Here is a 22,797-nt window from a genome sequence, read left to right as displayed (position 1 = left end):
TGTCCAAGAAATCCTTCATGGGGCTAATCAATATATAACTTTTTCAACAGCCAGGAGGAGTTGAATTATCAACTCCTTTTTGTTTAAATATATTTTTTATGTTATACTATTTAAGGTGGGTGGTATAAATGTATGATAATGTAGTAAGAAAAATTATAGAAATATTAAAAGAATATAAAATAAAGTTCTATTTAGTTGGAGGTGCTGTTAGAGATTTAATAATTGGTATAGATCCAATTGATTATGATTTCGTAGCACAGGTAGATAGAAAAAAACATTTAGAAATAAGTCAAAGTATTTCCAAAAAATTAAATTGTGAATTTATCTATAATAAACATTACTGCACCGCAAAGTTTATTATAGATGGAGAGGACATTGATTTTGTAATGGCAAGGCAGGAAACATATGATGGAATAGCTTCAACTCCATTGGTAAAAGAAGGTACATTATATGAAGATTTAAAAAGAAGGGATTTTACTATAAATACAATTGCCTATGATATTTTGAATGATAAATTTATTGATTATTTTAACGGGATAAATGATATAAAAAATAAAAAAATTGTAGTATTACATTCAAAAAGCTTTAGAGATGATCCAACTCGTTTTTTTAGAGGAATAAAATATGCAAGTAGATTAAATTTCAATTTTTGTAATTATACATACGATTTAATGAGAGATTGTGTAGAAAATAAATATTTTGATTACCTACCTATAAGTAGAATCAGAAGGGAGATTGATGATTTACTAAAAATAGATGATTATAAAGTTGTTATTACGCTATTTATTTATTTTGATTTTTTTAATGAGTATTTCAACTCCTCAATTGATATAAACATACCTATAGGTAATTTTAAACTACTTGAATCTGAAGAAAAATATATATGTTTATTCTTTAAAAATAATGAAGAGACATTAGAGATAATAAAAAATAGACTGAGTTTATCAAAAAATTTCATTCAAAAATGTTTGAAATTAAGAGAATTAAATGGTATTCTAAAGTATGATGATTATGATGTATATAGATATTTAGTATTAAATAAAAAGCAATTTAATAGTGCATTACTCTTAAATTGCTTTAGGGATAAAAGAATTGATAACTTTGCAAAAAATATAAATTATAAGATAGACAATGATAAGATATTAAATGTAAATCCAAGGGATAGAAGTGATTATATTGTAAATGCTACAGTACAACATTTAATTGATTTAGGAGGTAAAAATGTTTAATCGTTCTTTAAGTGAATTAATATTTGTAAGTATAGCTGTTATTGTATCATTAACTATTCACGAGTATTCACACGCTTTAGCAGCTACTTTGCTTGGGGATGACACACCAAAGGCATATGATAGGTTAACTTTAAATCCTTTTTCACATATAGATATAGCAGGTTTGATTGCACTTTTAATAGTTCGCTTTGGATGGGCAAAACCTGTACCTGTTAATCCTTACAACTTTAAAAATAAAAGAATAGGTATAATAATAACATCTTTGGCGGGACCATTATCAAATATAATTCTTGCATTTTTTTCTATTGTGATTTTATTTAAAGTGAATTTTACACAGGAGACACTTGGAGTTGCTGAATTTTTAAAAATATTATTTTTTATAAATACAGGACTTGCTGTTTTTAATATCCTACCAATTCCACCTTTAGATGGATCAAAGATATTTGCAGAATTATTTAGGGGTAAGGTAGCCTACTATATCTATTCTATGGAGAGGTATTCAACAGTTGTATTGCTTATGTTGCTTTGGTTTACTCCGTTTAGGAATCTATTAGTATTTATGAATCAGAAATTAGGTATTTTACTAATAAGATTAGCAGAAATTTTAATTTAAGGTGAGGTTAAATGTCAATAAATATTAAAATAGAAGTATTTGAAGGGCCATTAGATCTACTATTACATCTTATTAAAAAGGCAGAGGTAGATATATACGATATACCTATAGCAGAAATAACAGAGCAGTATATTCAATATTTAAAGACAATGGAGGAGCTAAATTTAGATATAGCGAGTGAATTTTTAGTGATGGCAGCAACATTACTTGAGATTAAGTCAAAGATGCTCCTACCAAGAAAGAAATCACAGGAGGATGAACAGGTTGAAGAGGATCCAAGAAAAGAGATAGTTGAAAAACTTATAGAGTATAAAAAATATAAAGAGTTTGCAGAACAGTTAAAAATGATTGAGGAACAAAGTTCAATTTATTTTAAGCCACCAGAAATAATTGATGATATTGAGAGTAAGGATGTATTTTTCAAAAATATAACCTTAGAAAATTTAATGTTTGCATTTAAAAAAGTAATTGAAGCATATGAAAGAAGAACAAATAAAAAAAATCTGATAGATGAAAATATAAGCCATGATGAATATAGAATTGAGGATAAGATGAATTATATTATAGGATTAGTTGAAGTCTATAAAAGAATTAGGTTTACGCGTTTTTTTGAGGAAGCAAAATGTAAACTTGAACTTATTGTAACATTTCTTGCTATGCTTGAACTTATAAAAATAAAAAAAATAAGAGTATATCAAAGTGGAAATTTTGAAGATATATATATAGAAGGGCAGGAGGAAGAATGGCAGAATCAGATTTTTTAAAGGAATTTGGACTATCTGAGAATACTGAAAGAATAAAGGGTATTATTGAGTCAATCCTCTTTGCAGTTGGAGATGGAGTTGAAATTAAAGAGTTATCTTCAATTATTGATATTGACTTAAAAGAGTTAAAAAGCATATTAAAGGATTTATCTTTAGATTATGAAAAAGATAATAGAGGGTTAATGTTAATTGAATACAATAATAAAATTCAATTGGCAACAAAACCTGAGTATTCAACATATATTAAGAAGATTTTAAAGCCAGAATCTAAGCAAAATTTATCACAAGCAGCAATAGAAACATTAGCAATAATTGCATATAAACAGCCAATAACTAAGGTAGAAATAGATGAAATTAGAGGTGTAAGAAGTGATAGGGCAATAAGCACTCTTCTTGAAAGGGGACTTATCAAAGAGAGTGGAAGGCTTGATACAACAGGTAGACCAATACTTTATTGTACAACAGATGAGTTTTTAAAGTATTTTGGGTTTAAAAATATTAATGAATTACCTGAGCTGATTGAATTAAAATTGGAAAATGAGGAAGAATAATATAATAGATTATTCTTCCTCATTTTTTTAATTTAGGTGGTTTATTATGATATATGTTATATTGTTAATTTTTATATTAATACTGTTTATTCCTATAAATATATCAATAATTTATGATGAAAAAAGGTTTTATATTAAAATTTACAATTTTAAAGTAATAAATTTAACTAAAAAAAAGAAAACTAATAGAGTAAAACAAAAAACTAAAATAAAGTTTGATTATAGACTTATTTTTCCTTACATTAAACCAACAGTTAAAAATATAAATTATCTTATAAAAAGAATAAAATTAAGATTAAGATATAATATAAAAGTTTCAAGTAGTGATGCATTTTATACTGCAATGATTTTTGGAGTTTTAAATTCCGTTTTACCTGTTTTATTTACATATTTATCAATTAATTATAAGTTTAATCATAATGGAAGTATTTATTGTGATTTTAATTCAACAAAACCAAAACTTGAGTTTACAATATTTATAAGTTTAAATTTAATGATAATAATAATATTTTTAATAAAATCTTTTTTAATCTTAATAAAAATTTACAAGGGTGGTGTTTTATATGGCAGAGCATCCAATAGAAGGATTAATGAGAACTACAATGGATAATTTAAAAAAAATGATTGATGTTAACACAATTGTTGGTGAACCTGTTGAGACAAAGGATGGAAAAGTTATTATACCAATTTCTAAAGTATCAATGGGATTTGTATCGGGTGGAAGTGAATTTAAGCAATCAGACTCAGACAAAAATAATTCTTCATATCCATTTGGAGGAGGAAGTGGAGCGGGAGTTTCAGTACAACCAATTGCATTTTTAGTTGTTGGTGAAGATGTTAGACTATTACCTGCAACTGAAATGAACTATGTTGAGAGATTACTTGACAACGTTCCTGAACTTTTAAAGGATTTAATAAAAAATTTTAAAAAGAAAAAAGAAAATAAGGAAGATGAAAATTTTAATCCATCATAAGAGTAATTAACAATTACTCTTATATAGGAGTGTTCAAAATGAAAAGATACTTAAACATATTATTATTAATACTGATTTTTATACTCTCGTCAAGTTTAAAAATGCATTCAGTTCCTACAAGTAAAAAAATAACATTAAATTCCTATGCTGCTGTTGTAATAGATCAGAATTCAGGTAGAATTTTATACAGTAAAAACAGTGATATAAGACTTCCTATGGCAAGTACAACAAAAATAATGACTACTATAGTTGCATTAGAAAAGGGTAATTTAAATGATAAGGTAATAATAAGTAAAAAAGCAGCTTCAATAGGAGGTTCAAATGTTGGGCTTATTGCTGGTGAAAAAATTTCGTTAGAAGAGTTATTATATGGATTGATGTTGCGTTCAGGTAATGATGCAGCTATTGCTATAGCAGAACACATAGGTGGAAATGTAGATAATTTTTTAAAGATGATGAATGAAAAGGCAATTGAAATTGGTGCATTTAATACATCCTTTAAAACACCTCATGGACTTGACGCTGATGGCCATTATACAACGGCTGAAGATTTAGCTAAAATTACAGCGTATGCTATGAAAAATGAAATTTTTAATAAAATAGTTTCAACAAAAGAGATATCTTCAGGTATTAGTGGTAAATTTAATAGAAGTTACTCTAATATAAATAAATTCTTATATAGAGTTGAAAATGCCGATGGAGTTAAGACAGGTTATACAGGTGGTGCGGGGAAATGTTTAGTTGCATCAGTGAGGCACGATTATGGTAGATATATTTGTGTTGTTTTAAATAGTTCCGATAGATGGAAGGATGCAGAGGAACTTGTGAAATATGCAAAAGAAAATTATAAATTTATAAAGCTTTATAATAAAGGTGATGAAATAAAAAGTCTAAGAGTATTTGGAGGAAAATCAAGATATATAATATCCTTAACCGAAAATGATGTTTTTATTCCGATAAAATCCGAAGAGGCCCAATATATTAGAACAGAGGCATTTGTTCCTTCTGTAATCTTCTCACCTATAAAAAAGGGTGATGTTTTAGGTAATTTAGTTATCTATTATGACGGAAATATAATTGCTAAATATCCTGTAGTTAGTGATAGAGATGTTGACAGGAAAAATTTAATAAATACAATAACTGATACCTTTAAAAGTATAACAATTAAATAATTATATGCGGGGCTACCTATATTTAGGTAGCCTTTTTGTAACAATTTTTTATAAACTGAATAATCTATAAAAGAAGGGGGGGTTTTGGTGTATAGATTTGTTGAGTGCATAGACGCAGGCTCTGATTTTTGTCCTTGCCATTTAGCAGAAAAGGGAGAATGTATAATCTGTAGCCAACTTCAAAACAAGATTTTCTGTGATTGTTTATATTGGAAAGGAACTTGCATATATCAAGAACTAATTAACAATGGGAACAAAGCCAAAAAAAATAGAGAATATAAAAAATACAATATAGTATCTGTTAAAAAAATAAGAGATGATTTATATTTGTTTGAAGTAAAAGTCACAAATTATTTGGTTAGAGAGTTGGACAATTTTGGAGCATTTGTTTTTATTAAGAAACCTCAAAATCCAGATTATTTTGGCACTCCTATTTCAATTATGGATGTTGATTATGAAAAATCTACTATAACTATGCTAATAAAAGTACACGGGGTAAAGACTAAGGATATAGCAGAGTGTAGTGAAAATATTATGATAAAGGGACCATATTGGAATGGAATACAGGGACAAAGATTTTTAAGAAATCTAAAAAATACAAATGTATTGATTTTAGGTCGTGGAGTTGCAGCGTCTCCAGGTGTACTAGCTACAAGAAGACTAAAACTATATGATAACAATATATTTGCTCTACTTGATAAGGGAAGAAGCCAAGAGAATGCGTGTACTTCGTATTATAAAAAGTATGGAGCAAATGTTGAAAATTTAAATATTGTCAACTATAAAACAAATTATTTAACAGATGATTTTATAGATAAAATTGATAAAATTTTAAGCTCAAATAAGATACCAGTGATATTAGTTGCTGGAGATGATGATTTTAATAGATTACTAATTAATTATATATATAAATTAAATAATAAAATATATTTTGCCAGTGTTAATAACCATATTATGTGCTGTGGAGAAGGTGTATGTGGAAGTTGTCAAATAAAATTATCAGAAAAGTATATACGTTCCTGCAAGCAACAATACAATCCGATTGAATATTATTTAATGGAGGATGGTAATAAATGAGGGTTGTTGTAGTTGGTGGTGGTTGGGCCGGCTGTGCTGCTGCGTTACAAGCAAAAAAATGTGGAGCAGATGTTATTTTAATAGAAAGAACTGATATGCTTTTAGGGTTAGGTAATGTTGGTGGAATAATGAGAAACAATGGAAGATTTACTGCTGCAGAAGAACTAATTGCTTTAGGAGCAGATGATTTGTTTAAAATAATTGAGAGGTGCACAAGACATAAAAATATAGATTTTCCAGGACATAAACACGCAGATTTATATGATGTAACGATTATAGAGGCAAATATAAGACGATATCTTTTAAGTTCAGGTATCGAAATAAAATTTGAAACAAGAGCAGTGGATGTAGATGTTGAAAAGAATCATATCAACGCAATTTATCTTCAGGATGGGCAGAGTATTGAAGGAGATGTATATATTGAAACAACAGGTTCAACAGGCCCTATGGGTAACTGTATAAGATATGGCAAAGGATGTTCTATGTGTATATTAAGATGCCCAGCATATGGGCCAAGAGTTAGTTTAAGTCAAAGAGCAGGAGTAGAAGATATACTTGCAATGAGAGATGATGGTATCTTTGGAGCAATGAGTGGTTCTTGCAAACTTGATAAAAATTCTCTATCAGAGGAAATAAGATCAGAATTAGATGCTAAAGGTGTATATATTACAGATGTACCAAAGGAGGATATACATCCAGAAAAATTGAAAATGAAGGTATGTCAGCAATATGCTCTTAAAGAATTCGCAGAAAAGGTTATTTTATTGGATACTGGACACGCAAAGCTTATGACGAGTTATTATCCGTTGGAAAATTTAAGAAAGTTAAAGGGTTTTGAAAATGTAAGATTTATTGACCCGTATGCAGGAGGAAGAGCAAACTCTATAAGATATCTATCAATGGCACCAAGGGATAATACAATGAAGGTAGTAGGACTTGATAACCTTTTTGTTGGTGGAGAAAAGAGTGGGTTATTTGTGGGACACACAGAAGCAATAGTAACAGGAACCTTAGCAGGATATAATGCTGTAAGAAGTGTACTTGGATTGAAATGCATAGAATTACCATCATCATTAGCAGTTGGAGATATAATTAAATATGAAAACGAAGGTAAGAAAAATAAAAAAGGACTTACTAAAAGATATACTTTTGCAGGTTCGGAATATTTTGAAAGAATGAAGAGTTTAGGATTATATATAACAGATGTTGAAGAAATAAAACAAAAGGTAAGTAAGCTAATGATTGATGGAATATTTAAAGAAAAGCTTATTTAGGGGCAAATGATGCCCCTTTGTCTTTTGCAATAATCCATATATATGTTTGCAGCAACTAATGTATCATCGTATGCTCTATGGCTTTTCAAATTTAACCCATAGAAGTTTTTTATTGTTTCTAATTTATGATTTGGAAGTTGTGGGTATATTTTTTTTGCTATTTTTACAGTATCTATAAAAATATTATTTATAATATCTTTATTATACAAGTAAAAAGAAGAATATTTAATGAATTTACCATCAAAACCTGCATTATGTGCAACTATGGGTAGATCTTCAATAAATTTTATAAATTTAGGAAATACTTGATCTATAGTAGGTTTTGTTTTGACCATATCATTAGAAATACCATTAATTGAAGTTATATAACTTGGTATTTCTATTTTAGGATTAATTAGTGTATGAAAGGAATCAATTATATTATAATTATCATATTTTATTGCTGCTATTTCTACTATTTTATCACTTTCTGGATGAAGTCCAGTTGTTTCTAAATCCAATGCTACAAAAGATTTGTATACTTTTTCAGAATAAATTATTTTTTTTATTGACATTTTTTCAGCTCCTTTTAAAAGATTACAAGATATTATAACATTTTTAGGAAGTAAATAATAGATATTTTATTATGTAAATAAATATGTAATTAGTTATTTATGGCTACTATGTTGTTTTAAACATCTTTTATTATTATAATTAATAACAAGAAGGGAGTGTAAAGATGAAGGAGAGAATTCAAAAGTATATAGCAAGATGTGGTATAGCTTCAAGAAGGAAGGCTGAGGAATTAGTATTACAAGGTAAAGTAAAGGTCAACGGTAAAGTAATAAAAGAAATTGTAACTGTAGATACTGAATTTGATGTTATAGAAGTAAATGGTAAAGTAGTAAAGCCAGAAGAAAATAAAGTTTATATTATGCTGAATAAACCAACTGGTTACATAACATCAGCTAAAGACCAATTTGGTAGAAAAACAGTAGTAGATTTAGTTGATGTAAAAGAAAGAATATTTCCAGTAGGTAGATTAGATTATGACACATCTGGACTACTTATATTAACTAATGATGGTGAAGTTGCAAACAAATTAATGCATCCTTCAAAGGAGATAGACAAGGTATATATAGCAGAAGTTGAAGGAGTACCAACAAGGGAAGAGATGGAAAGATTTAAAAGGGGATTAAAGATAGAGGATTATATAACTGCACCAGCAAAAATTAAATTACTAAAGATAAGGGATAAAACAAGTATTGTTGAAGTAATAATACACGAGGGTAGAAATAGACAGGTTAGAAAAATGTGTAGTGCCATAGGACATAAGGTATTGAAGTTAAAGAGGGTTAGAATTGGTAGTTTAGAATTAGGAAATTTAAAAGAGGGTGAATGGAGATATTTAAATAGTGATGAAATAGAATATTTAAAATCATTATAGTGAGGGGATTATATGTTATATCTACAGTTATTTGAAAGAATGTCAATTATAGCTTTGGCAGCTTATGTCTTTTCTCAAACAATTATGTTTAAAAAACTTTTTACAAGAAAAATGATGAGTTTTGAAAAATTTATGTTGGTAACATTTTTTTCTATATTATCAATTTTAGGTACATATTTAGGTGTTAAGGTTCAAGGGGGAGCAATTGCAAATATAAGACCTATAGGTGCAATAGTTGCAGGACTTATAGGCGGCCCACTTGTAGGTATTATTGTAGGTGCTATTGCAGGATTACATAGGTATACATTAGGTGGATTCACAGCCTTATCTTGTGCCTTTTCAACTGTTGCAGAAGGATTAGTTGGTGGTATATTTAAATCCTATATTAAAAAAGGTAAGAGTGACATTATAATAAGTTTCATTGCAGGAATAATAGCAGAGATAACGCAAGTAATTATTATTTTATTGTTGGCAAAACCCTTTGAGGCAGCATTGGAGTTAGAAAAAAACATTGGTTTGCCGATGATATTAATAAATTCCTTTGGTGTAGCTTTGTTTATTAATATAATTAATAATGTAAAGGATGATTTAAATAAAATTGCTGCTTTTAATGCCTATAGGGCATTAAACATAGCTAAGAAATCTTCAGTTTATTTAAAATTAGGATTAAACAGGGATAGTGCAAAGGAAATCTGCAGCATAATATCAAAAGAAACAAGAGCGAAATGTGTATTTATATGCATTGAAAATGAGGTTCTTTATACAACAAAATATGATGAATTCTATATAAAAGATATTTTACTTAATTTAGATTTAAGAAAAAAATCTGAACTGGTTGAACATAATAATAATTGTTTTTATATAGCAAAACTTTATTCAGAAGATAATTTAAAGGGGTATTTAGGCGTTAGCATTAAAAATTATAATGAAATAGATAGATATTATATAGATTTTCTTGATGAATTAGCAGAACTTTTATCAATACAAATGGAAATAATGAGATTAAATACAATAGCACAAAATATTTATAAATCTGAACTTAAAGCACTTAAAGCTCAAATACATCCGCATTTTTTATTTAATGCATTAAATACAATTGCATCATTTTGCAGAACAAATCCTTTAAAGGCAAGGGAGTTAATATTAAGTTTATCTAATTATTTTAGAGGAACATTAAAAAGAAATGATGAATTTGTAGAAATAAAGGATGAGATAGATTTAATAAATTCATATATCGAAATAGAAAAGGCAAGATTTGGAGATAGATTAAATTTTTACTGCGATGTTGAAGATAAAATAAAGGAATATAAAATACCTACCTTTATTTTGCAACCAATAGTTGAAAATTCAATTAAACACGGTATTTCACCAAAGGCGGTTGGAGGGAGTGTTTTTTTAAAAGGGTTCCAAGAAGATAAATATTTAACTTTTATAATTGAGGATACAGGAGTTGGATTTAATAAAAATTATTGTGATTCAATAAGCAAAGGAGAAGGTATTGGAATTACAAATATTATAGAGAGACTAAAGTTATATTATGGAAAAAATTACTTATTTGATATTCAAAGTGCTTTAGAGGAAGGAACTAAAACAACAATAAAGATTCCAATTATGGAGGGATAAAATGAAAAATATTGAATGTCTTATTGTGGAAGATGAAGTTCCTGCAATAGAGGAGATCAAATTTAATCTTTCAAGGTATAATGATATTATTATTAAAGGCTGTGCTACAAATTATATAGATGCTTTAGCTAAAATAGAGAAACAAGATTTTGATGCAGTATTTTTAGATATAAATATTCCAGGGGGAAGTGGAATAGAGCTTGGAAGAATTATCAAGAGAAAGAGTAATAAGACGGATATAATTTTTATAACTGCCTATGACGAATATGCAATTAAAGCCTTTGAATTTAACGCATTAGATTATATATTAAAGCCAATTGATGAAAAAAGGTTTGATGAAACTATAAATAGATTAAGAGAATCGTATAAAAGAAAAAATAATAATATTTATTATATTGATGAAAAAATAGAGGAGGTAATGAAGAGGGTCTTAAAGGAAAGGGAAAAGGCCATTCCTTGTGAAGTAAATGGGAAAATAATATTAATAAGTTTAGATGATATTATTTATTTTTCTATTGAGCAGGATAGGACAATAATTAAAACCTTTAATAATACGTATGAAACAAAGTTTACACTAAATGAGTTGGAAGAAATGACAGGATTTTTAAGAACACATAGAAGTTTTTTAGTTAATCCTAATAAAGTCAAAGAAATTCATCCTTGGTTTAATGGTACATATAAGATGATTATGAAGGATAACAACAATTCTGAAATTCCAGTAAGCAGAAGTAAATCAAGATATGTTAGGGATTATTATAATATATAATTTTTTCTAAAATGCAAATAAACCTTCAAAAATTGCATTTTAAGATAATAATAATGCATTTTACCCTCAATTAAATGATAAAAGATATTTTTAGTGTTATTATTAAAATGTAAATTGTACAAACATTCAAAAAATACAAAGGAGGGTTAAAATGTATTCATTCATTTTTGGAATTATACTATTACTTCTTGGGTATTATGTCTATGGAACTTATGTAGAAAAACAATTTGGTGTCAATGAAAAAAGAGTAACACCTGCATATGCTCTTCAAGATGGTGTTGACTATGTACCAATGGCAACGTGGAAGGTCTACTTAATACAGCTACTAAATATTGCTGGACTTGGTCCAATATTCGGAGCCATTCAAGGTGCACTATTTGGACCAGCAGCATTTTTGTGGATAGTTTTTGGAAGTATATTTGCTGGAGCAGTTCACGACTATCTATCAGGTATGATTTCTATAAGACATAAGGGTGCAAGCTTATCTGAAATACAAGGTATTTATTTAGGAAAAAAGATACAAAATATAATGAGAGTCTTTACAATAGTTCTTTTGGTTTTAGTTGGTGTTGTTTTTGTTACAGGACCTGCTAAGCTACTTGCAGCAATAACCCCATCAAGTCTCACAGTTACATTTTGGGTAGTTGCAGTTTTTGCATATTATTTCTTAGCGACGATTCTACCAATAGATGTTTTAATTGGAAACTTATATCCTATATTTGGTGTAGCTTTAATTGTTATGGCAGTAGGTGTTGGTGGAGGTATAATTGTAAAGGGATACCATATACCAGAAATATCATTGGTTAATTTACATCCTAAAAAGTTACCAATATTCCCAATGATGTTTATAACAATAGCCTGTGGTGCGATTTCAGGTTTCCATGCTACACAATCACCACTTATGGCAAGATGTATGAAGAACGAAAAATATGGTAGAAGCGTTTTTTATGGAGCAATGATAGCAGAAGGTGTTATTGCACTTGTTTGGGCAGCAGCTGGTATGGCATTTTATAAAGGAGTACCTGGACTTGCAGCAGTTCTTGGAAAGGTTGGACCAAGTGGTGTTGTTCTTGAAATCACAAAGACATTGCTTGGACCAATTGGTGGAGTACTTGCTATGTTAGGTGTTGTAGCTTGTCCTATAACATCTGGTGATACAGCCTTCAGAGGTGCAAGATTAATGCTTGCTGATATGATAAAATTCCCTCAAGATAAGATAACTAAAAGATTATTATTAGCAATTCCATTATTTGCTGTAGGTATTGGATTAACATTTATTAATTTTGATATAGTTTGGAGATATTTTGCTTGGGCAAATCAAACACTTGCGATGGTTACACTTTGGGCAGCAGCAGTTTATCTATATAAATATAAAAAGAATTACTGGATAGCTGTAGTTCCTGCAACATTTATGTCATATGTTTCAATCAGCTATATATTACAGGCAAAGGAAGGATTTAAACTACCAGCAAATATCTCAAATGTTATAGGATTAATAGTGGCAGGGTTACTTTTAGCTATATTTATGATAAAAACAAAAGAATTTGTAAAAACAATAAAGGATGTGGAAGAAGAAGTAGCCATAACAGAATAAAAGGTGTAAAATATTTGAGGATGCATTAGCATCCTCAAATTCATTTTTTGTGTAAGGAGTGGTTTGATGTATAAAGTAGTTTTAAAGGCAACGAGTTTAGCACATAAGATAGTAGAGAAAGTTGTAGTAGATGGAGATGTGGTAGTTGATGCAACTTTAGGTAATGGAAATGATACTTTGTTTTTAAGTTCGCTAACCATAAATGGGATGGTATATTCCTTTGAGGTACAAAAATCTGCTGTTGACAGGTTTAACAAAATTATAGATGAAGAGGGAATTAAAAATATTAAAGTTATAAATGACGGTCATCAAAATATGGATTTATATATAGACAAAAAAGTTAAAGCAATAATGTTTAATTTGGGTTATTTGCCAGGTTCAGATAAGACCATAACAACAAAAAGTGATACTACTTTAGAGGCAGTTCAAAAGGGTTTGAAATTATTAGTTCCAGGTGGAGTGATGACAATTGCTGTATATGTTGGTCACGAGGAGGGACAAAGGGAGGCAGAGGACTTACTTAAGGAAATAACCGAATTAGATTCAAAGCATTTTTCTGTTATGAATATAAATTTCATTAATAGAAAAAATGCACCTTTTTTATTAGTTATTGAGAAAAACGACAGTTATCGTGAAGATATATAAACTGCTTTTTATTTGTAGTAAATTCAATAACTTTAATCTTAGAGGGAGTATTTATTTTTTTACCACATTTTAAACAGGTATAGTTACCTGTTACTATATAGTCATAATGAATTTGTAGTTGAGTATCCGAATACTTTTTCCAACTATTCCAGGCTGTTTTACATAGCTTTACTCTATTTTTTTTATCTGCAAATACCCATCTTAGCATTTTATGAAAGTGAAATGGGTATTTTGTATACCTTAAATAATCATATGGTATACCAATTTGTGTGCAGTAATCAATAAAAGATGATTCTATAAGTGATTGTAAAGGGTCAGATATTTTTGTACTTTTTACATTATAATTACTTTTTGCAAGAAAATCACGTGTTTTATTAAATATATAACCTTGGCAAATTTCTATTGGTTCATTTTTATCAACATTTAAATATTTTAAATATTTTTTTATTATAGAGAGAGTATAGTCCTCATAACGCTTATTTTCGAAATATGGAGAAGTGAAATACTTTATTGGGATTACATCCCACATATATTCATTTGTTTCAATCCTTAGAATTCCAACGGCTGTTCCACCAACTAAGCTTCCACTACCTGCATCGTCTATTTGTATCATTGTGTTACTCCTTTCATAGTATTTATTAATATTATGTATAAAAAATGGTGATTATATTAAAAAAAGGAGGCTTCTTTATGCGAATTTTATTAACCAACGACGATGGAATTAAAGCAGAAGGAATAATAGCATTAGCAAAGCTTCTTCATTTGGAACACGAAGTAACAGTTATTGCACCTGATACTCAAAAAAGTGCCTGTGGGCATTCAATTACAATATATAGACCATTAACAGTTAGAGAACATAAAATTGAAGGTTTAAATTGCAAATGTTTTTCTATTGATGGAACACCTGCAGATTGCGTAAAGATGGGTATAAATAAGCTGATGGAGGGAAATGTAGATTTAATAATATCTGGAATAAACGATGGATTAAATGTTGGAACAGATGTATTGTATTCTGGTACGGTATCAGCTGCTATTGAGGGGGCTATATATAAAATACCATCTATAGCTGTTTCTATGGACAGAGAAAATGGAAATATAAATTATAAAGTTGCAGCAATGTTTATAAAAAAATTATTAGAAAATGTGGATGTGACATCTATAGGGAATGATGTTGTACTTAACATTAATGTTCCTAATTTAGAGTATTCTAAAATAAAAGGCTATAAGGTATGCAATTTAGGTACCAGAATTTATTCAAATATATTTATTGAAAAATTTAGTAATGAAATAGAAAGAATATTTGAAATTCAAGGAAAACCAACGGATGATGCAGTAGAAAATACGGATGTATGCTTTATTAATAAAGGATTTATAACAATAACTCCACTGCACTATGACTTAACTAATTTTAAATTATTAAAAAGAGTAGAAAATGAATTTAAAAATGAATTTTTATTTAAATGACTAAATAAATGATGAATTTACAACATTGCATTATTCAAATGCAAAATATATTGCAATTTAATGAAAAAGATGTTAGAATTATTTTAGACAATAAAGACTAAGAAGAGGGATGGTAGCATGCAGGAAAACAAGCAGGATTTAATGAAACTTATTCAATTGAAGTTTCCAAGACTTAGTAAAGGACAGAAGTTAATAGCAGAATATATATTAAAACACTATGATAAGGCTGCATTTATGACGGCAGCAAAGCTTGGAACAACAGTAGGAGTTAGTGAATCAACAGTAGTTAGATTTGCCAATGAACTTGGATACAGTGGATATCCTAAATTACAAAAAGCATTGCAGGAAATGATTAAAAATAAACTTACAAGTGTTCAAAGAATAGAAATATCTAATGATTATTTTGTAGAAGAAAATCCACTTAAAAGTGTTTTAAAGGCGGATATGGAAAACCTTAGGGCTACTTTGGAAAAAATAAATATCGATACCTTTGATTCTGCAGTAGATGAAATACTTAAAGCTAAAAGAATTTATATAGTTGGTTTTAGAAGTTCACAGGCCTTAGTTGAGTTTTTAGGATTCTACTTAAATTTAATATTAGATAATGTAAGAATAGTTTCAACAGGTATAAGTGACGTATTTGAAAAACTTCTAAGGGTTGGCCCAAATGATGTAGTAATTGGAATAGGTTTTCCAAGATATTCCACAAGAACTATTGACGCTATGAAATTTTCAAAAAGTAGGGGTGCAAAGGTTATAACTATAACTGATAGTCTTTTATCTCCACTTGCAACATATTCAGACTATACTTTAATTGCACAAAGTAATATGGTTTCATTTGTTGATTCACTTGTTGCTCCTTTAAGTGTAATTAATGCACTTGTTGTAGCAGTTGGGTTAAAGGAAAAGGAAAAAACACAAGAAACATTTAGAACCCTTGAAGAAATTTGGGAAGAACATAACGTATATAGCTATAAAAATAAAATCAATAATGAGTAAAAAGCCCACGGGGCTTTTTATTTATTTTTTGCAAAATATATGATATTGTATTGTAAGGCAGATAGTTAGATATAATAACAAAAAAAAGTAAGGAGCGAAGTATATGAAGAAGGTTGTAGTTGTAGGTGGAGGAGCAGCAGGGATGATGGCAGCAATTAAAGCTGCACAGAGAGGTAACAGAGTTATTTTAATAGAAAAGAATGAAAAATTAGGTAAGAAATTATTCATAACAGGTAAAGGAAGATGTAATGTTACAAGTAACAAGGATATAGAAGAAATTATTCAAAATATACCAGGGAATGGCGAATTTATGTATAGCTCTTTATATACATTTACTAATTATGATTTAATGGATATGATAGAAGCAAAGGGCGTAAAACTTAAGGTAGAAAGAGGAGATAGAGTCTTTCCTCAGTCAGATAAATCAAGCGATATTATAAAATGTTTTGAAGAATATTTAAAGGAAAATAATGTTGAAATATTGCTAAAAACAAAAGTAACTGATATCATAGCAAAGGATAATAAAATATATGGTGTTGAAATAAATAATAATGAGATTATAAGATGTGATTCAGTAGTTCTTGCAACAGGTGGGAAATCTTATCCAGGCACAGGTTCTACGGGAGATGGGTATACCTTTGCAAAAAAATTAGGACATACAATTGTTGATATAAGACCATCATTAGTTCCACTTGTTTGTAAAGAGGGATGGGTAAAAGATTTAATGGGATTGTCTTTGAAAAATGTAAGTATTAAGGTTAAGAATAAAGGTAAAACAATTTATGAGGATTTTGGTGAGATGCTTTTTACTCATTTTGGTGTATCAGGACCTATTATTTTGTCTGCAAGTAGAAAAATATCCGATATATTACCTGATGAAGTTGAAATATTTATTGATCTAAAGCCAGCATTAAATTATGAAGAACTTGATAAAAGAATATTAAAGGATTTTCAAAAGTACATAAATAAACAGTTTAAGAATGCATTAGATGATTTACTTCCACAAAAACTAATTCCTGTTGTAGTTAATTTAAGTGGTATACCAAGTGATAAAGTAGTTAATTCAATTACAAAAAAAGAAAGAGGTCAGCTTGTTAACCTGTTAAAGTCCTTTAAAGTTACAGTAATAGGAACAAGACCAATAGAAGAAGCTATAATTACAAGGGGTGGAGTTAGCGTTAAGGAGGTTGACCCATCAACAATGGAGTCAAAAATTGTTAAAGGCCTATTTATTGTAGGAGAGTTGCTTGATGTTGATGCATTAACTGGTGGTTTTAATCTCCAAATAGCATTTAGTACAGGATATTGTGCGGGTATGAACTGTTAGGGAGGTAAATATGTTTTCAATTAGAGGTGCAACAACTGTTGAAAAGGATGAAAAGAAATATATTTTAGAAGAGACTGAACTGCTATTAAAAGAAATGATATTAAAAAATGAAGTGGAAATTGAGGATATAGTATCAATAATATTTACAGCAACAAAGGATTTAAAGTCTGCTTATCCAGCAGAAGCTGCAAGAAACATAGGAATTAAGTATGCGGGACTTTTGTGCTTTCAAGAGATGTATGTTGAAAACTCTCTGGATAGATGCATTAGGGTATTAATGTATGTTAACGGCAATAAAAAACAATATGATGTTAAACATATTTTTCTAAAGAGAGCTACAATATTAAGACCAGATCTCTTGAAGGAGTTTTAATATTTTTATAGAAATATATATATGACAGGAGGCTTAATATGAACAAGATTGCAATTGCTATTGATGGACCTGCAGGTGCAGGAAAAAGCACTATATCAAAATTAATTGCAGAAAAGATGGGAATAGAATATATCGATACTGGAGCAATGTACAGAGCTATAACATTAAAGCTATTAAATAGGGGGGTAGATATAAAAGATATACAATCTGTGAAAGATATAGTAGATGAAACAAAGGTTGAGTTAATAAATGGTAGAGTTTATTTAGATGGTGTTGATGTATCTGAAGAAATACGTATGCCATATGTTAGTTCTAAAGTATCAGATGTGGCTGCAATCTCTTGTGTTAGGGAGAGATTGGTTTATTTACAAAGGGAAATGGCAAAAAAGTCAAGTGTAATAATGGATGGAAGAGATATTGGTACAAATGTATTAAAGGATGCACAGGTTAAAATATTTTTAACTGCATCAGTTGAAGAAAGGGCTAAAAGGCGTTTTGTAGAGATGAAAAATAAAGGAATAGATATATCATTTGAAGAAATCTGCAATGATATAAGAAATAGAGACACTATAGATTCAAACAGAGAAATTAACCCTTTAAGAAAGGCAGAGGATGCAATTTTAGTAGATACTACAGGAAAGACAATACAAGAGGTTGTTGATGAAATTATTTCAATTATTAGAGAGGGTGCTAACCTATGAGTTTTTATAGATTTTGTCAAATATTTGTTAAAGGTTTATTTAAGTTAGTTTATAAAGTAGAGATATTTGGAAGTGATAACATACCAAAGGATAAAGGAGCAATTATATGTCCAAATCATTTTCATTGGATGGACCCAATAATAGTTGGAGTGTATACAAAAAGACAAATTAGGTTTATGGCAAAGTATGAGCTTTTTGATAAACCAATATTAAATAAGTTAATTAAAAAATTAGGTGCTTTTCCTGTAAGAAGAGGAGAAGCTGATTTAAATGCTGTAAAAACTACATTGAAGCTATTAAAGGAAAATAATTTAGTTGGTCTTTTCCCTGAAGGAACACGCTCAAAGACTGGCGAACTTGGAGAGGCAAATGCAGGTGTTGCTATGTTTGCCATAAAATCAGGAGTGCCTGTAATACCTGTATGTATTGTTGGAAATTATAGACCCTTTACTCGTATAAAAATAAAATATGGACAACCAATTGACTATAATAAATATAAAAAAGAAAAGATGACTAATAGTGACTATTTGGAATTAAGCCAGATAGTTATGCAAGAAATTAAAAAATTAAAAGAGGGGATGTAATATGGAAATTTTGGTAGCAAAAACAGCAGGATTTTGTTTTGGAGTTAAAAAAGCCATTGAAAAGGCCTTTAATGAAAAGGGAGAGAGGATTTTTACTTATGGTCCTATAATTCACAATAAACAGGTTGTAGAAGAATTGAAAGATAGAGGAATTGATGTGGTTGAAAACTTGGATAATATACAACCTAACGATAAAATTATAGTAAGGTCTCACGGGATTTCAAAGGGAGAATATGAGAAGATAGAACAAATGGGTGCTGTAATTGTAGATGCAACTTGTCCATATGTTAAACATATACATAAAATAGTTGAACAAAGATTTAATGATGGATATAAAATTATAATTGTTGGTGATGAAAATCATCCAGAGGTTAGGGGTATAAATGGTTGGTGTAACAATACTGCAATAATAATTAATGAAATAGAAGATTTAAATAAAATTGATAAAAACTTAGGAAGGATTTGTATAGTTGCACAAACTACCTTTAATCAAAATAAGTGGTATAAGATATCAGCAGAATTAATTAAATTTGCTAAAGAAATTCTAATTTACAATACTATCTGCAGTGCCACTGATGAAAGACAAAATGAGGCGATAGAACTATCAAATAAAGTTGATGTTATGATTGTAATTGGTGGAAAAAATAGTTCGAATTCAAGAAAATTATATGAGATTTGTAGAGATAATTGTAAAAAAGCGATTTTCATTGAAGATGAGAATGAACTTAATTTAGATGAAGTTGCTGGTGCAAGTAAGGTTGGTATTACAGCGGGAGCATCTACTCCAGATTATACAATTAAAGCAGTTATTGAAAAGTTAGATTCATTAAATAAATTAGAGGATAGAACTTATGAATCAGATGATGAAATAGATTATAATTTTAAAAATCTTTCAGTTGGAGAAATAATAGAAGGAAGGGTAATACATATAACAAATGATGAAGTATTTTTTGATATAGGATATAAAGCTGATGGTATATTACCTAAAAATTTAGCTTCTAATAGAATTATCAACTTAAAGGAAATATTCAAAATTGGAGATGTTTATGATTTAGAAGTAGTAAAGCTTTCAGATAAAGAAGGAAATGTTGTGTTGAGTAGATTAAATATAGAAAAATACGATATTTTAGAAGAGTTAGAAAAAATTAAAGAAGAAGGTATATTAATTAAAGTTAAGTTGATAAGTGAAATAAAGGGTGGTTATGAATGTTTATATAATAATATAAAGGCATTTTTACCTGAATCTCACTCTGGTATAACTCAAAGGGATGAAGTTAAAAATCTTTTTGGAAAGGAAATAGAAGTAAATATATTAGATGTAAAATTACAAAAGAATGATAGCATAGAAATTGTTGTTTCAAGAAAAAATGTAATTAAGAAGATTATGGAAGAAGAAAAAAGAAAATTTATTGAAGAATTGAGTTTTGGACAGGAATTAAAGGGAAGAATAAAATCCTTTATAGAATCTGGTATTTTTGTTACAGTAGGGCCTATTGATGTTTTTGTTCCTAATTCAGAGGTGTCTTGGGATAGAAAAGTAAAGCCTCAAAAGGAGTTTAAGATAAATCAAGAGGTCAACATTGTTATAACAAAAATAAATAAAAATGAACATAAGGTATCAGGTAGTATTAAAAGGACTATGAAGGAACCTTGGGATGAATTTATTTCAAAGTATAAAGAAGGAGATGTAATAACAGGTAAAGTTGTTGCTTTTGCTGATTATGGAGCGTTTGTTGAAATAATTGAAGGAGTAGATGGCTTAATACACATTTCACAAATAACAACAAGAAGAATTGATAAGCCAAGTGATTATTTAAAGATTGGTCAAGTAGTTAAACCTAAGATAATAAGTATTGATTATGATAAGAAAAAGGTTTCTCTTTCTTTAATAGTGTAAAAAAATTAATTTAAAATGCCAAGAACTCAGTTCTTGGCATTTTTGATATTTTATTCAACTACAGCAGATAGTGGTGGGATTACCTGTTTCTTTCTTGATACAACGCCTGGCAAGTAAACACTGTTTTCACCAAGCTGAACGTTAAAGGCTTTAGAAATTAATTCTTTATCTTCGCCTACAAATAGAGCTTCAGAACCTTCCTTAATTATATCTGTTAATAGAAGCATAATTAAGTTATAGTTTTTGGCTTTGCATAAGTTATCCATAAAGCTTATTAATTCCTTCTTTAAATCTTTTAGTGCATCTGTGTCCATTGTGTTGACTTGACCAACTCCGATTTTATATTTTCCAAGCGTAAATTCTTTGAAATCTTGATAGAAAATTTCTTCTGGAGTTTTTCCGCTTAATGATGTTCCGGCTTTAAACATTTCATCAGCAAATTTATCAATATCGATTCCTGCAATTTCAGCAAGTTTCTCTGCAGTCATTTTATCTATGTATGTGCAGGTAGGAGACTTAAATTTAAGTGTATCTGATAAAATAGCTGCACATAGGATTCCTGCAATTTGCTTTGAAGGTCTTATTCCGTTTTCAAAATAAATATTTGCAACTATTGTTGATGTACTACCTACAATTTCATTTCTAAAGTATATTGGTTTGCCTGTTTGAATATCGGCAATTCTATGATGGTCAATTATTTCAAGAAGTTCTGCTTCATCAATTCCGTGAACAGATTGAGCTCTTTCGTTATGGTCCATTAAAATAACCTTTTTCTTCTTTTGTGATATTAGATGGTATCTGGAAATTGTTCCTATTAATTTATTATTATCATCCACAACAGGGTAGCTTCTAAATCTGGTTTGTAACATTTTTTCTTTTATTTCATCAACAAAGTCATCCAGATTAAAACTTACTATATTTTCTTTTGTCATTACATATTTTACAGGAACACTTTGATTTATTAATCTTGCAGTTGTGAAGGTATCATTTGGAGTAACTATTATTATACATTTAAAGCTTTCTGCTAATTTTATTATTTCTTGTTCAATTTCTGAACCACCAGTTACAATTAATAGGTTTGCACCACTTTCTATTGCAACTTTTTGATTATCACTTCTGTTGCCAACAATTACAATATCACCCTTATCTACAAATGGCTTCATTTGTTCTGGTGCCATAGCAGCAATAACAACTTTGCCACTTGTATTGAATATATCTTGACTGCCAGTAATTAATTTTGCATTTAATGTTTCAATAATGTTTGAAAGTGGAGTTTTGCTGGTTGCAAGAATATTTGTGTCCAATGTACTCATATAGTTATTAGTGATATCTGATAATGTAACAATACCAATAAGTTTTTCATTTTCATCAACAACAGGAAGTGATTTAATATTATTTTTTTTCATTAATGACCAAGCAGTTTTAATTGAAATATCCTTTGAGACAGGTACAACCTTATCCATATTTAGATCTGCAACCTGAGGTTTAACAGTAGGCAAATACTCAGGTACAGGGATTCCAAAATAATTTAATATAAATTCAGTTTCCCTATTAATTTCACCTAATCTTTTTGGTTCAGCGTTATGCCCAAGTTTTCTTTTTAGTTCAGCATAAGCAATTGCAGAACAGATTGAATCTGAGTCAGGATTTCTGTGACCAGTAACATATATAACATCCTTCAATTTATTCACCTCCTAAAGAAATTACATTAAATTATTATATACTATAAAGTGGTAAATAGTAA

24 protein-coding genes are annotated in these 22,797 nt (G+C 29.0%); 21 read left to right on the top strand and 3 right to left on the bottom strand.

Translation table 11 applies throughout. From position 1 onward, the window contains the following. Positions 1-128: 128 nt before the first annotated feature. The 9 genes from A3M9_RS0105050 to A3M9_RS0105010 all read left to right on the top strand — a co-directional run bounded on the left by A3M9_RS0105050 (position 129) and on the right by A3M9_RS0105010 (position 7,654). Positions 129-1,229: a CCA tRNA nucleotidyltransferase gene (locus A3M9_RS0105050; RefSeq protein WP_027308254.1), complete on the top strand. Its 1,101-nt coding sequence runs from the start codon at positions 129-131 to the stop codon at positions 1,227-1,229. Further along, a complete protein-coding gene (locus tag A3M9_RS0105045) occupies positions 1,222-1,842 on the top strand; it encodes a site-2 protease family protein (protein WP_027308253.1) in 621 nt (206 codons plus the stop codon). The genes A3M9_RS0105050 and A3M9_RS0105045 overlap by 8 nt, the downstream gene beginning before the upstream one ends. Before the next feature lie 11 nt (positions 1,843-1,853). Beyond that, a complete protein-coding gene (locus A3M9_RS0105040; RefSeq protein ID WP_027308252.1) occupies positions 1,854-2,606 on the top strand; it encodes a segregation/condensation protein A in 753 nt (250 codons plus the stop codon). Next, on the top strand, positions 2,585-3,157 hold the full coding sequence (gene scpB / locus A3M9_RS0105035; RefSeq protein WP_051350606.1) for an SMC-Scp complex subunit ScpB: 573 nt from the start codon (positions 2,585-2,587) through the stop codon (positions 3,155-3,157). The genes A3M9_RS0105040 and scpB overlap by 22 nt, the downstream gene beginning before the upstream one ends. 46 nt (positions 3,158-3,203) lie before the next feature. Then, complete coding sequence (locus A3M9_RS0105030; protein WP_027308250.1) at positions 3,204-3,767, top strand: hypothetical protein; 564 nt, start codon at positions 3,204-3,206, stop codon at positions 3,765-3,767. Next, positions 3,721-4,131, top strand: a complete 411-nt coding sequence (gene ytfJ / locus A3M9_RS0105025; protein ID WP_027308249.1) for a GerW family sporulation protein — start codon at positions 3,721-3,723, stop codon at positions 4,129-4,131. Before A3M9_RS0105030 ends, ytfJ begins: the two co-directional genes overlap by 47 nt. 38 nt (positions 4,132-4,169) lie before the next feature. Then, positions 4,170-5,303, top strand: coding sequence for a D-alanyl-D-alanine carboxypeptidase family protein (locus A3M9_RS0105020; RefSeq protein WP_027308248.1), 1,134 nt, complete (start codon positions 4,170-4,172; stop codon positions 5,301-5,303). Positions 5,304-5,390: 87 nt separating this feature from the next. Then, positions 5,391-6,380: a sulfide/dihydroorotate dehydrogenase-like FAD/NAD-binding protein gene (locus A3M9_RS0105015; protein ID WP_035165891.1), complete on the top strand. Its 990-nt coding sequence runs from the start codon at positions 5,391-5,393 to the stop codon at positions 6,378-6,380. Continuing rightward, complete coding sequence (locus A3M9_RS0105010) at positions 6,377-7,654, top strand: FAD-dependent oxidoreductase (protein WP_027308246.1); 1,278 nt, start codon at positions 6,377-6,379, stop codon at positions 7,652-7,654. The genes A3M9_RS0105015 and A3M9_RS0105010 overlap by 4 nt, the downstream gene beginning before the upstream one ends. Here A3M9_RS0105010 and A3M9_RS13220 read toward each other — a convergent pair. Then, complete coding sequence (locus A3M9_RS13220) at positions 7,651-8,208, bottom strand: PolC-type DNA polymerase III (protein WP_051350605.1); 558 nt, start codon at positions 8,206-8,208, stop codon at positions 7,651-7,653. The genes A3M9_RS0105010 and A3M9_RS13220 overlap by 4 nt on opposite strands. Positions 8,209-8,372: 164 nt before the next feature. Between A3M9_RS13220 and A3M9_RS0105000 the strand changes: the two genes are divergently transcribed. From A3M9_RS0105000 to A3M9_RS0104980, 5 genes are all read left to right on the top strand, one after another. Next, entirely contained in the window at positions 8,373-9,080 is a 708-nt protein-coding gene (locus A3M9_RS0105000) for a pseudouridine synthase (RefSeq protein WP_027308245.1), read from the top strand. A 12-nt stretch (positions 9,081-9,092) separates the two neighbouring features. Continuing rightward, a complete protein-coding gene (locus tag A3M9_RS0104995) occupies positions 9,093-10,703 on the top strand; it encodes a LytS/YhcK type 5TM receptor domain-containing protein (protein WP_027308244.1) in 1,611 nt (536 codons plus the stop codon). Position 10,704: 1 nt separating this feature from the next. Continuing rightward, entirely contained in the window at positions 10,705-11,469 is a 765-nt protein-coding gene (locus A3M9_RS0104990) for a LytTR family DNA-binding domain-containing protein (protein ID WP_027308243.1), read from the top strand. A 151-nt stretch (positions 11,470-11,620) separates the two neighbouring features. Then, on the top strand, positions 11,621-13,063 hold the full coding sequence (locus A3M9_RS0104985) for a carbon starvation protein A (RefSeq protein ID WP_027308242.1): 1,443 nt from the start codon (positions 11,621-11,623) through the stop codon (positions 13,061-13,063). A 66-nt stretch (positions 13,064-13,129) separates the two neighbouring features. After that, positions 13,130-13,708, top strand: a complete 579-nt coding sequence (locus A3M9_RS0104980) for a class I SAM-dependent methyltransferase (protein WP_027308241.1) — start codon at positions 13,130-13,132, stop codon at positions 13,706-13,708. Here A3M9_RS0104980 and A3M9_RS0104975 read toward each other — a convergent pair. Further along, complete coding sequence (locus A3M9_RS0104975) at positions 13,671-14,321, bottom strand: hypothetical protein (RefSeq protein ID WP_027308240.1); 651 nt, start codon at positions 14,319-14,321, stop codon at positions 13,671-13,673. The genes A3M9_RS0104980 and A3M9_RS0104975 overlap by 38 nt on opposite strands. A 77-nt stretch (positions 14,322-14,398) precedes the next feature. On the opposite strand from A3M9_RS0104975, the gene surE reads away from it, so the two are divergent. The 7 genes from surE to A3M9_RS0104940 all read left to right on the top strand — a co-directional run bounded on the left by surE (position 14,399) and on the right by A3M9_RS0104940 (position 21,053). Continuing rightward, positions 14,399-15,172, top strand: a complete 774-nt coding sequence (surE, locus tag A3M9_RS0104970) for a 5'/3'-nucleotidase SurE (RefSeq protein ID WP_027308239.1) — start codon at positions 14,399-14,401, stop codon at positions 15,170-15,172. A 117-nt stretch (positions 15,173-15,289) separates the two neighbouring features. Continuing rightward, positions 15,290-16,171: a MurR/RpiR family transcriptional regulator gene (locus A3M9_RS0104965; protein WP_027308238.1), complete on the top strand. Its 882-nt coding sequence runs from the start codon at positions 15,290-15,292 to the stop codon at positions 16,169-16,171. A 103-nt stretch (positions 16,172-16,274) separates the two neighbouring features. Then, positions 16,275-17,498: an NAD(P)/FAD-dependent oxidoreductase gene (locus A3M9_RS0104960; protein ID WP_027308237.1), complete on the top strand. Its 1,224-nt coding sequence runs from the start codon at positions 16,275-16,277 to the stop codon at positions 17,496-17,498. Positions 17,499-17,508: 10 nt separating this feature from the next. Beyond that, positions 17,509-17,871 carry a chorismate mutase gene (aroH, locus tag A3M9_RS0104955; RefSeq protein ID WP_027308236.1) on the top strand — a complete coding sequence of 121 codons (363 nt, stop codon included), beginning with the start codon at positions 17,509-17,511 and terminating at the stop codon, positions 17,869-17,871. Positions 17,872-17,909: 38 nt separating this feature from the next. Then, positions 17,910-18,572 carry a (d)CMP kinase gene (cmk, locus tag A3M9_RS0104950; RefSeq protein WP_027308235.1) on the top strand — a complete coding sequence of 221 codons (663 nt, stop codon included), beginning with the start codon at positions 17,910-17,912 and terminating at the stop codon, positions 18,570-18,572. Next, entirely contained in the window at positions 18,569-19,156 is a 588-nt protein-coding gene (locus A3M9_RS0104945) for a 1-acyl-sn-glycerol-3-phosphate acyltransferase (protein WP_027308234.1), read from the top strand. The genes cmk and A3M9_RS0104945 overlap by 4 nt, the downstream gene beginning before the upstream one ends. Before the next feature lies 1 nt (position 19,157). Further along, a complete protein-coding gene (locus A3M9_RS0104940; RefSeq protein ID WP_027308233.1) occupies positions 19,158-21,053 on the top strand; it encodes a bifunctional 4-hydroxy-3-methylbut-2-enyl diphosphate reductase/30S ribosomal protein S1 in 1,896 nt (631 codons plus the stop codon). A 50-nt stretch (positions 21,054-21,103) separates the two neighbouring features. On the opposite strand, the gene A3M9_RS0104935 is transcribed toward A3M9_RS0104940, so the two are convergent. After that, a complete protein-coding gene (locus A3M9_RS0104935; RefSeq protein WP_027308232.1) occupies positions 21,104-22,735 on the bottom strand; it encodes a putative manganese-dependent inorganic diphosphatase in 1,632 nt (543 codons plus the stop codon). Between the last annotated feature and the right edge of the window lie 62 nt (positions 22,736-22,797).

The organism is Caloramator sp. ALD01, from assembly GCF_000472625.1.
In the GTDB taxonomy this organism is placed as follows: domain Bacteria; phylum Bacillota; class Clostridia; order Clostridiales; family Caloramatoraceae; genus Thermobrachium; species Thermobrachium proteoclasticum.
The sequence above is the reverse complement of the archived record's forward strand: the minus strand, read 5'-3'. Positions and strand labels throughout refer to the sequence as shown.

Excerpts from the sequence above, each read along its gene's own strand:
- A3M9_RS0105030 (WP_027308250.1), top strand. The coding sequence starts at position 3,204 with ATGATATATGTTATATTGTTAATTTTTATATTAATACTGTTTATTCCT.
- A3M9_RS0105040 (WP_027308252.1), top strand. The coding sequence starts at position 1,854 with ATGTCAATAAATATTAAAATAGAAGTATTTGAAGGGCCATTAGATCTA.
- A3M9_RS0104975 (WP_027308240.1), bottom strand. The coding sequence starts at position 14,321 with ATGATACAAATAGACGATGCAGGTAGTGGAAGCTTAGTTGGTGGAACA.
- aroH (WP_027308236.1), top strand. The coding sequence starts at position 17,509 with ATGTTTTCAATTAGAGGTGCAACAACTGTTGAAAAGGATGAAAAGAAA.
- A3M9_RS0104995 (WP_027308244.1), top strand. The coding sequence starts at position 9,093 with ATGTTATATCTACAGTTATTTGAAAGAATGTCAATTATAGCTTTGGCA.
- surE (WP_027308239.1), top strand. The coding sequence starts at position 14,399 with ATGCGAATTTTATTAACCAACGACGATGGAATTAAAGCAGAAGGAATA.
- A3M9_RS0105000 (WP_027308245.1), top strand. The coding sequence starts at position 8,373 with ATGAAGGAGAGAATTCAAAAGTATATAGCAAGATGTGGTATAGCTTCA.
- ytfJ (WP_027308249.1), top strand. The coding sequence starts at position 3,721 with ATGGCAGAGCATCCAATAGAAGGATTAATGAGAACTACAATGGATAAT.
- A3M9_RS13220 (WP_051350605.1), bottom strand. The coding sequence starts at position 8,208 with ATGTCAATAAAAAAAATAATTTATTCTGAAAAAGTATACAAATCTTTT.
- A3M9_RS0104960 (WP_027308237.1), top strand. The coding sequence starts at position 16,275 with ATGAAGAAGGTTGTAGTTGTAGGTGGAGGAGCAGCAGGGATGATGGCA.
- A3M9_RS0104940 (WP_027308233.1), top strand. The coding sequence starts at position 19,158 with ATGGAAATTTTGGTAGCAAAAACAGCAGGATTTTGTTTTGGAGTTAAA.
- A3M9_RS0105050 (WP_027308254.1), top strand. The coding sequence starts at position 129 with ATGTATGATAATGTAGTAAGAAAAATTATAGAAATATTAAAAGAATAT.
- A3M9_RS0104965 (WP_027308238.1), top strand. The coding sequence starts at position 15,290 with ATGCAGGAAAACAAGCAGGATTTAATGAAACTTATTCAATTGAAGTTT.
- A3M9_RS0104945 (WP_027308234.1), top strand. The coding sequence starts at position 18,569 with ATGAGTTTTTATAGATTTTGTCAAATATTTGTTAAAGGTTTATTTAAG.
- cmk (WP_027308235.1), top strand. The coding sequence starts at position 17,910 with ATGAACAAGATTGCAATTGCTATTGATGGACCTGCAGGTGCAGGAAAA.
- A3M9_RS0105045 (WP_027308253.1), top strand. The coding sequence starts at position 1,222 with ATGTTTAATCGTTCTTTAAGTGAATTAATATTTGTAAGTATAGCTGTT.
- scpB (WP_051350606.1), top strand. The coding sequence starts at position 2,585 with ATGGCAGAATCAGATTTTTTAAAGGAATTTGGACTATCTGAGAATACT.
- A3M9_RS0105010 (WP_027308246.1), top strand. The coding sequence starts at position 6,377 with ATGAGGGTTGTTGTAGTTGGTGGTGGTTGGGCCGGCTGTGCTGCTGCG.
- A3M9_RS0104990 (WP_027308243.1), top strand. The coding sequence starts at position 10,705 with ATGAAAAATATTGAATGTCTTATTGTGGAAGATGAAGTTCCTGCAATA.
- A3M9_RS0104985 (WP_027308242.1), top strand. The coding sequence starts at position 11,621 with ATGTATTCATTCATTTTTGGAATTATACTATTACTTCTTGGGTATTAT.
- A3M9_RS0105020 (WP_027308248.1), top strand. The coding sequence starts at position 4,170 with ATGAAAAGATACTTAAACATATTATTATTAATACTGATTTTTATACTC.
- A3M9_RS0104980 (WP_027308241.1), top strand. The coding sequence starts at position 13,130 with ATGTATAAAGTAGTTTTAAAGGCAACGAGTTTAGCACATAAGATAGTA.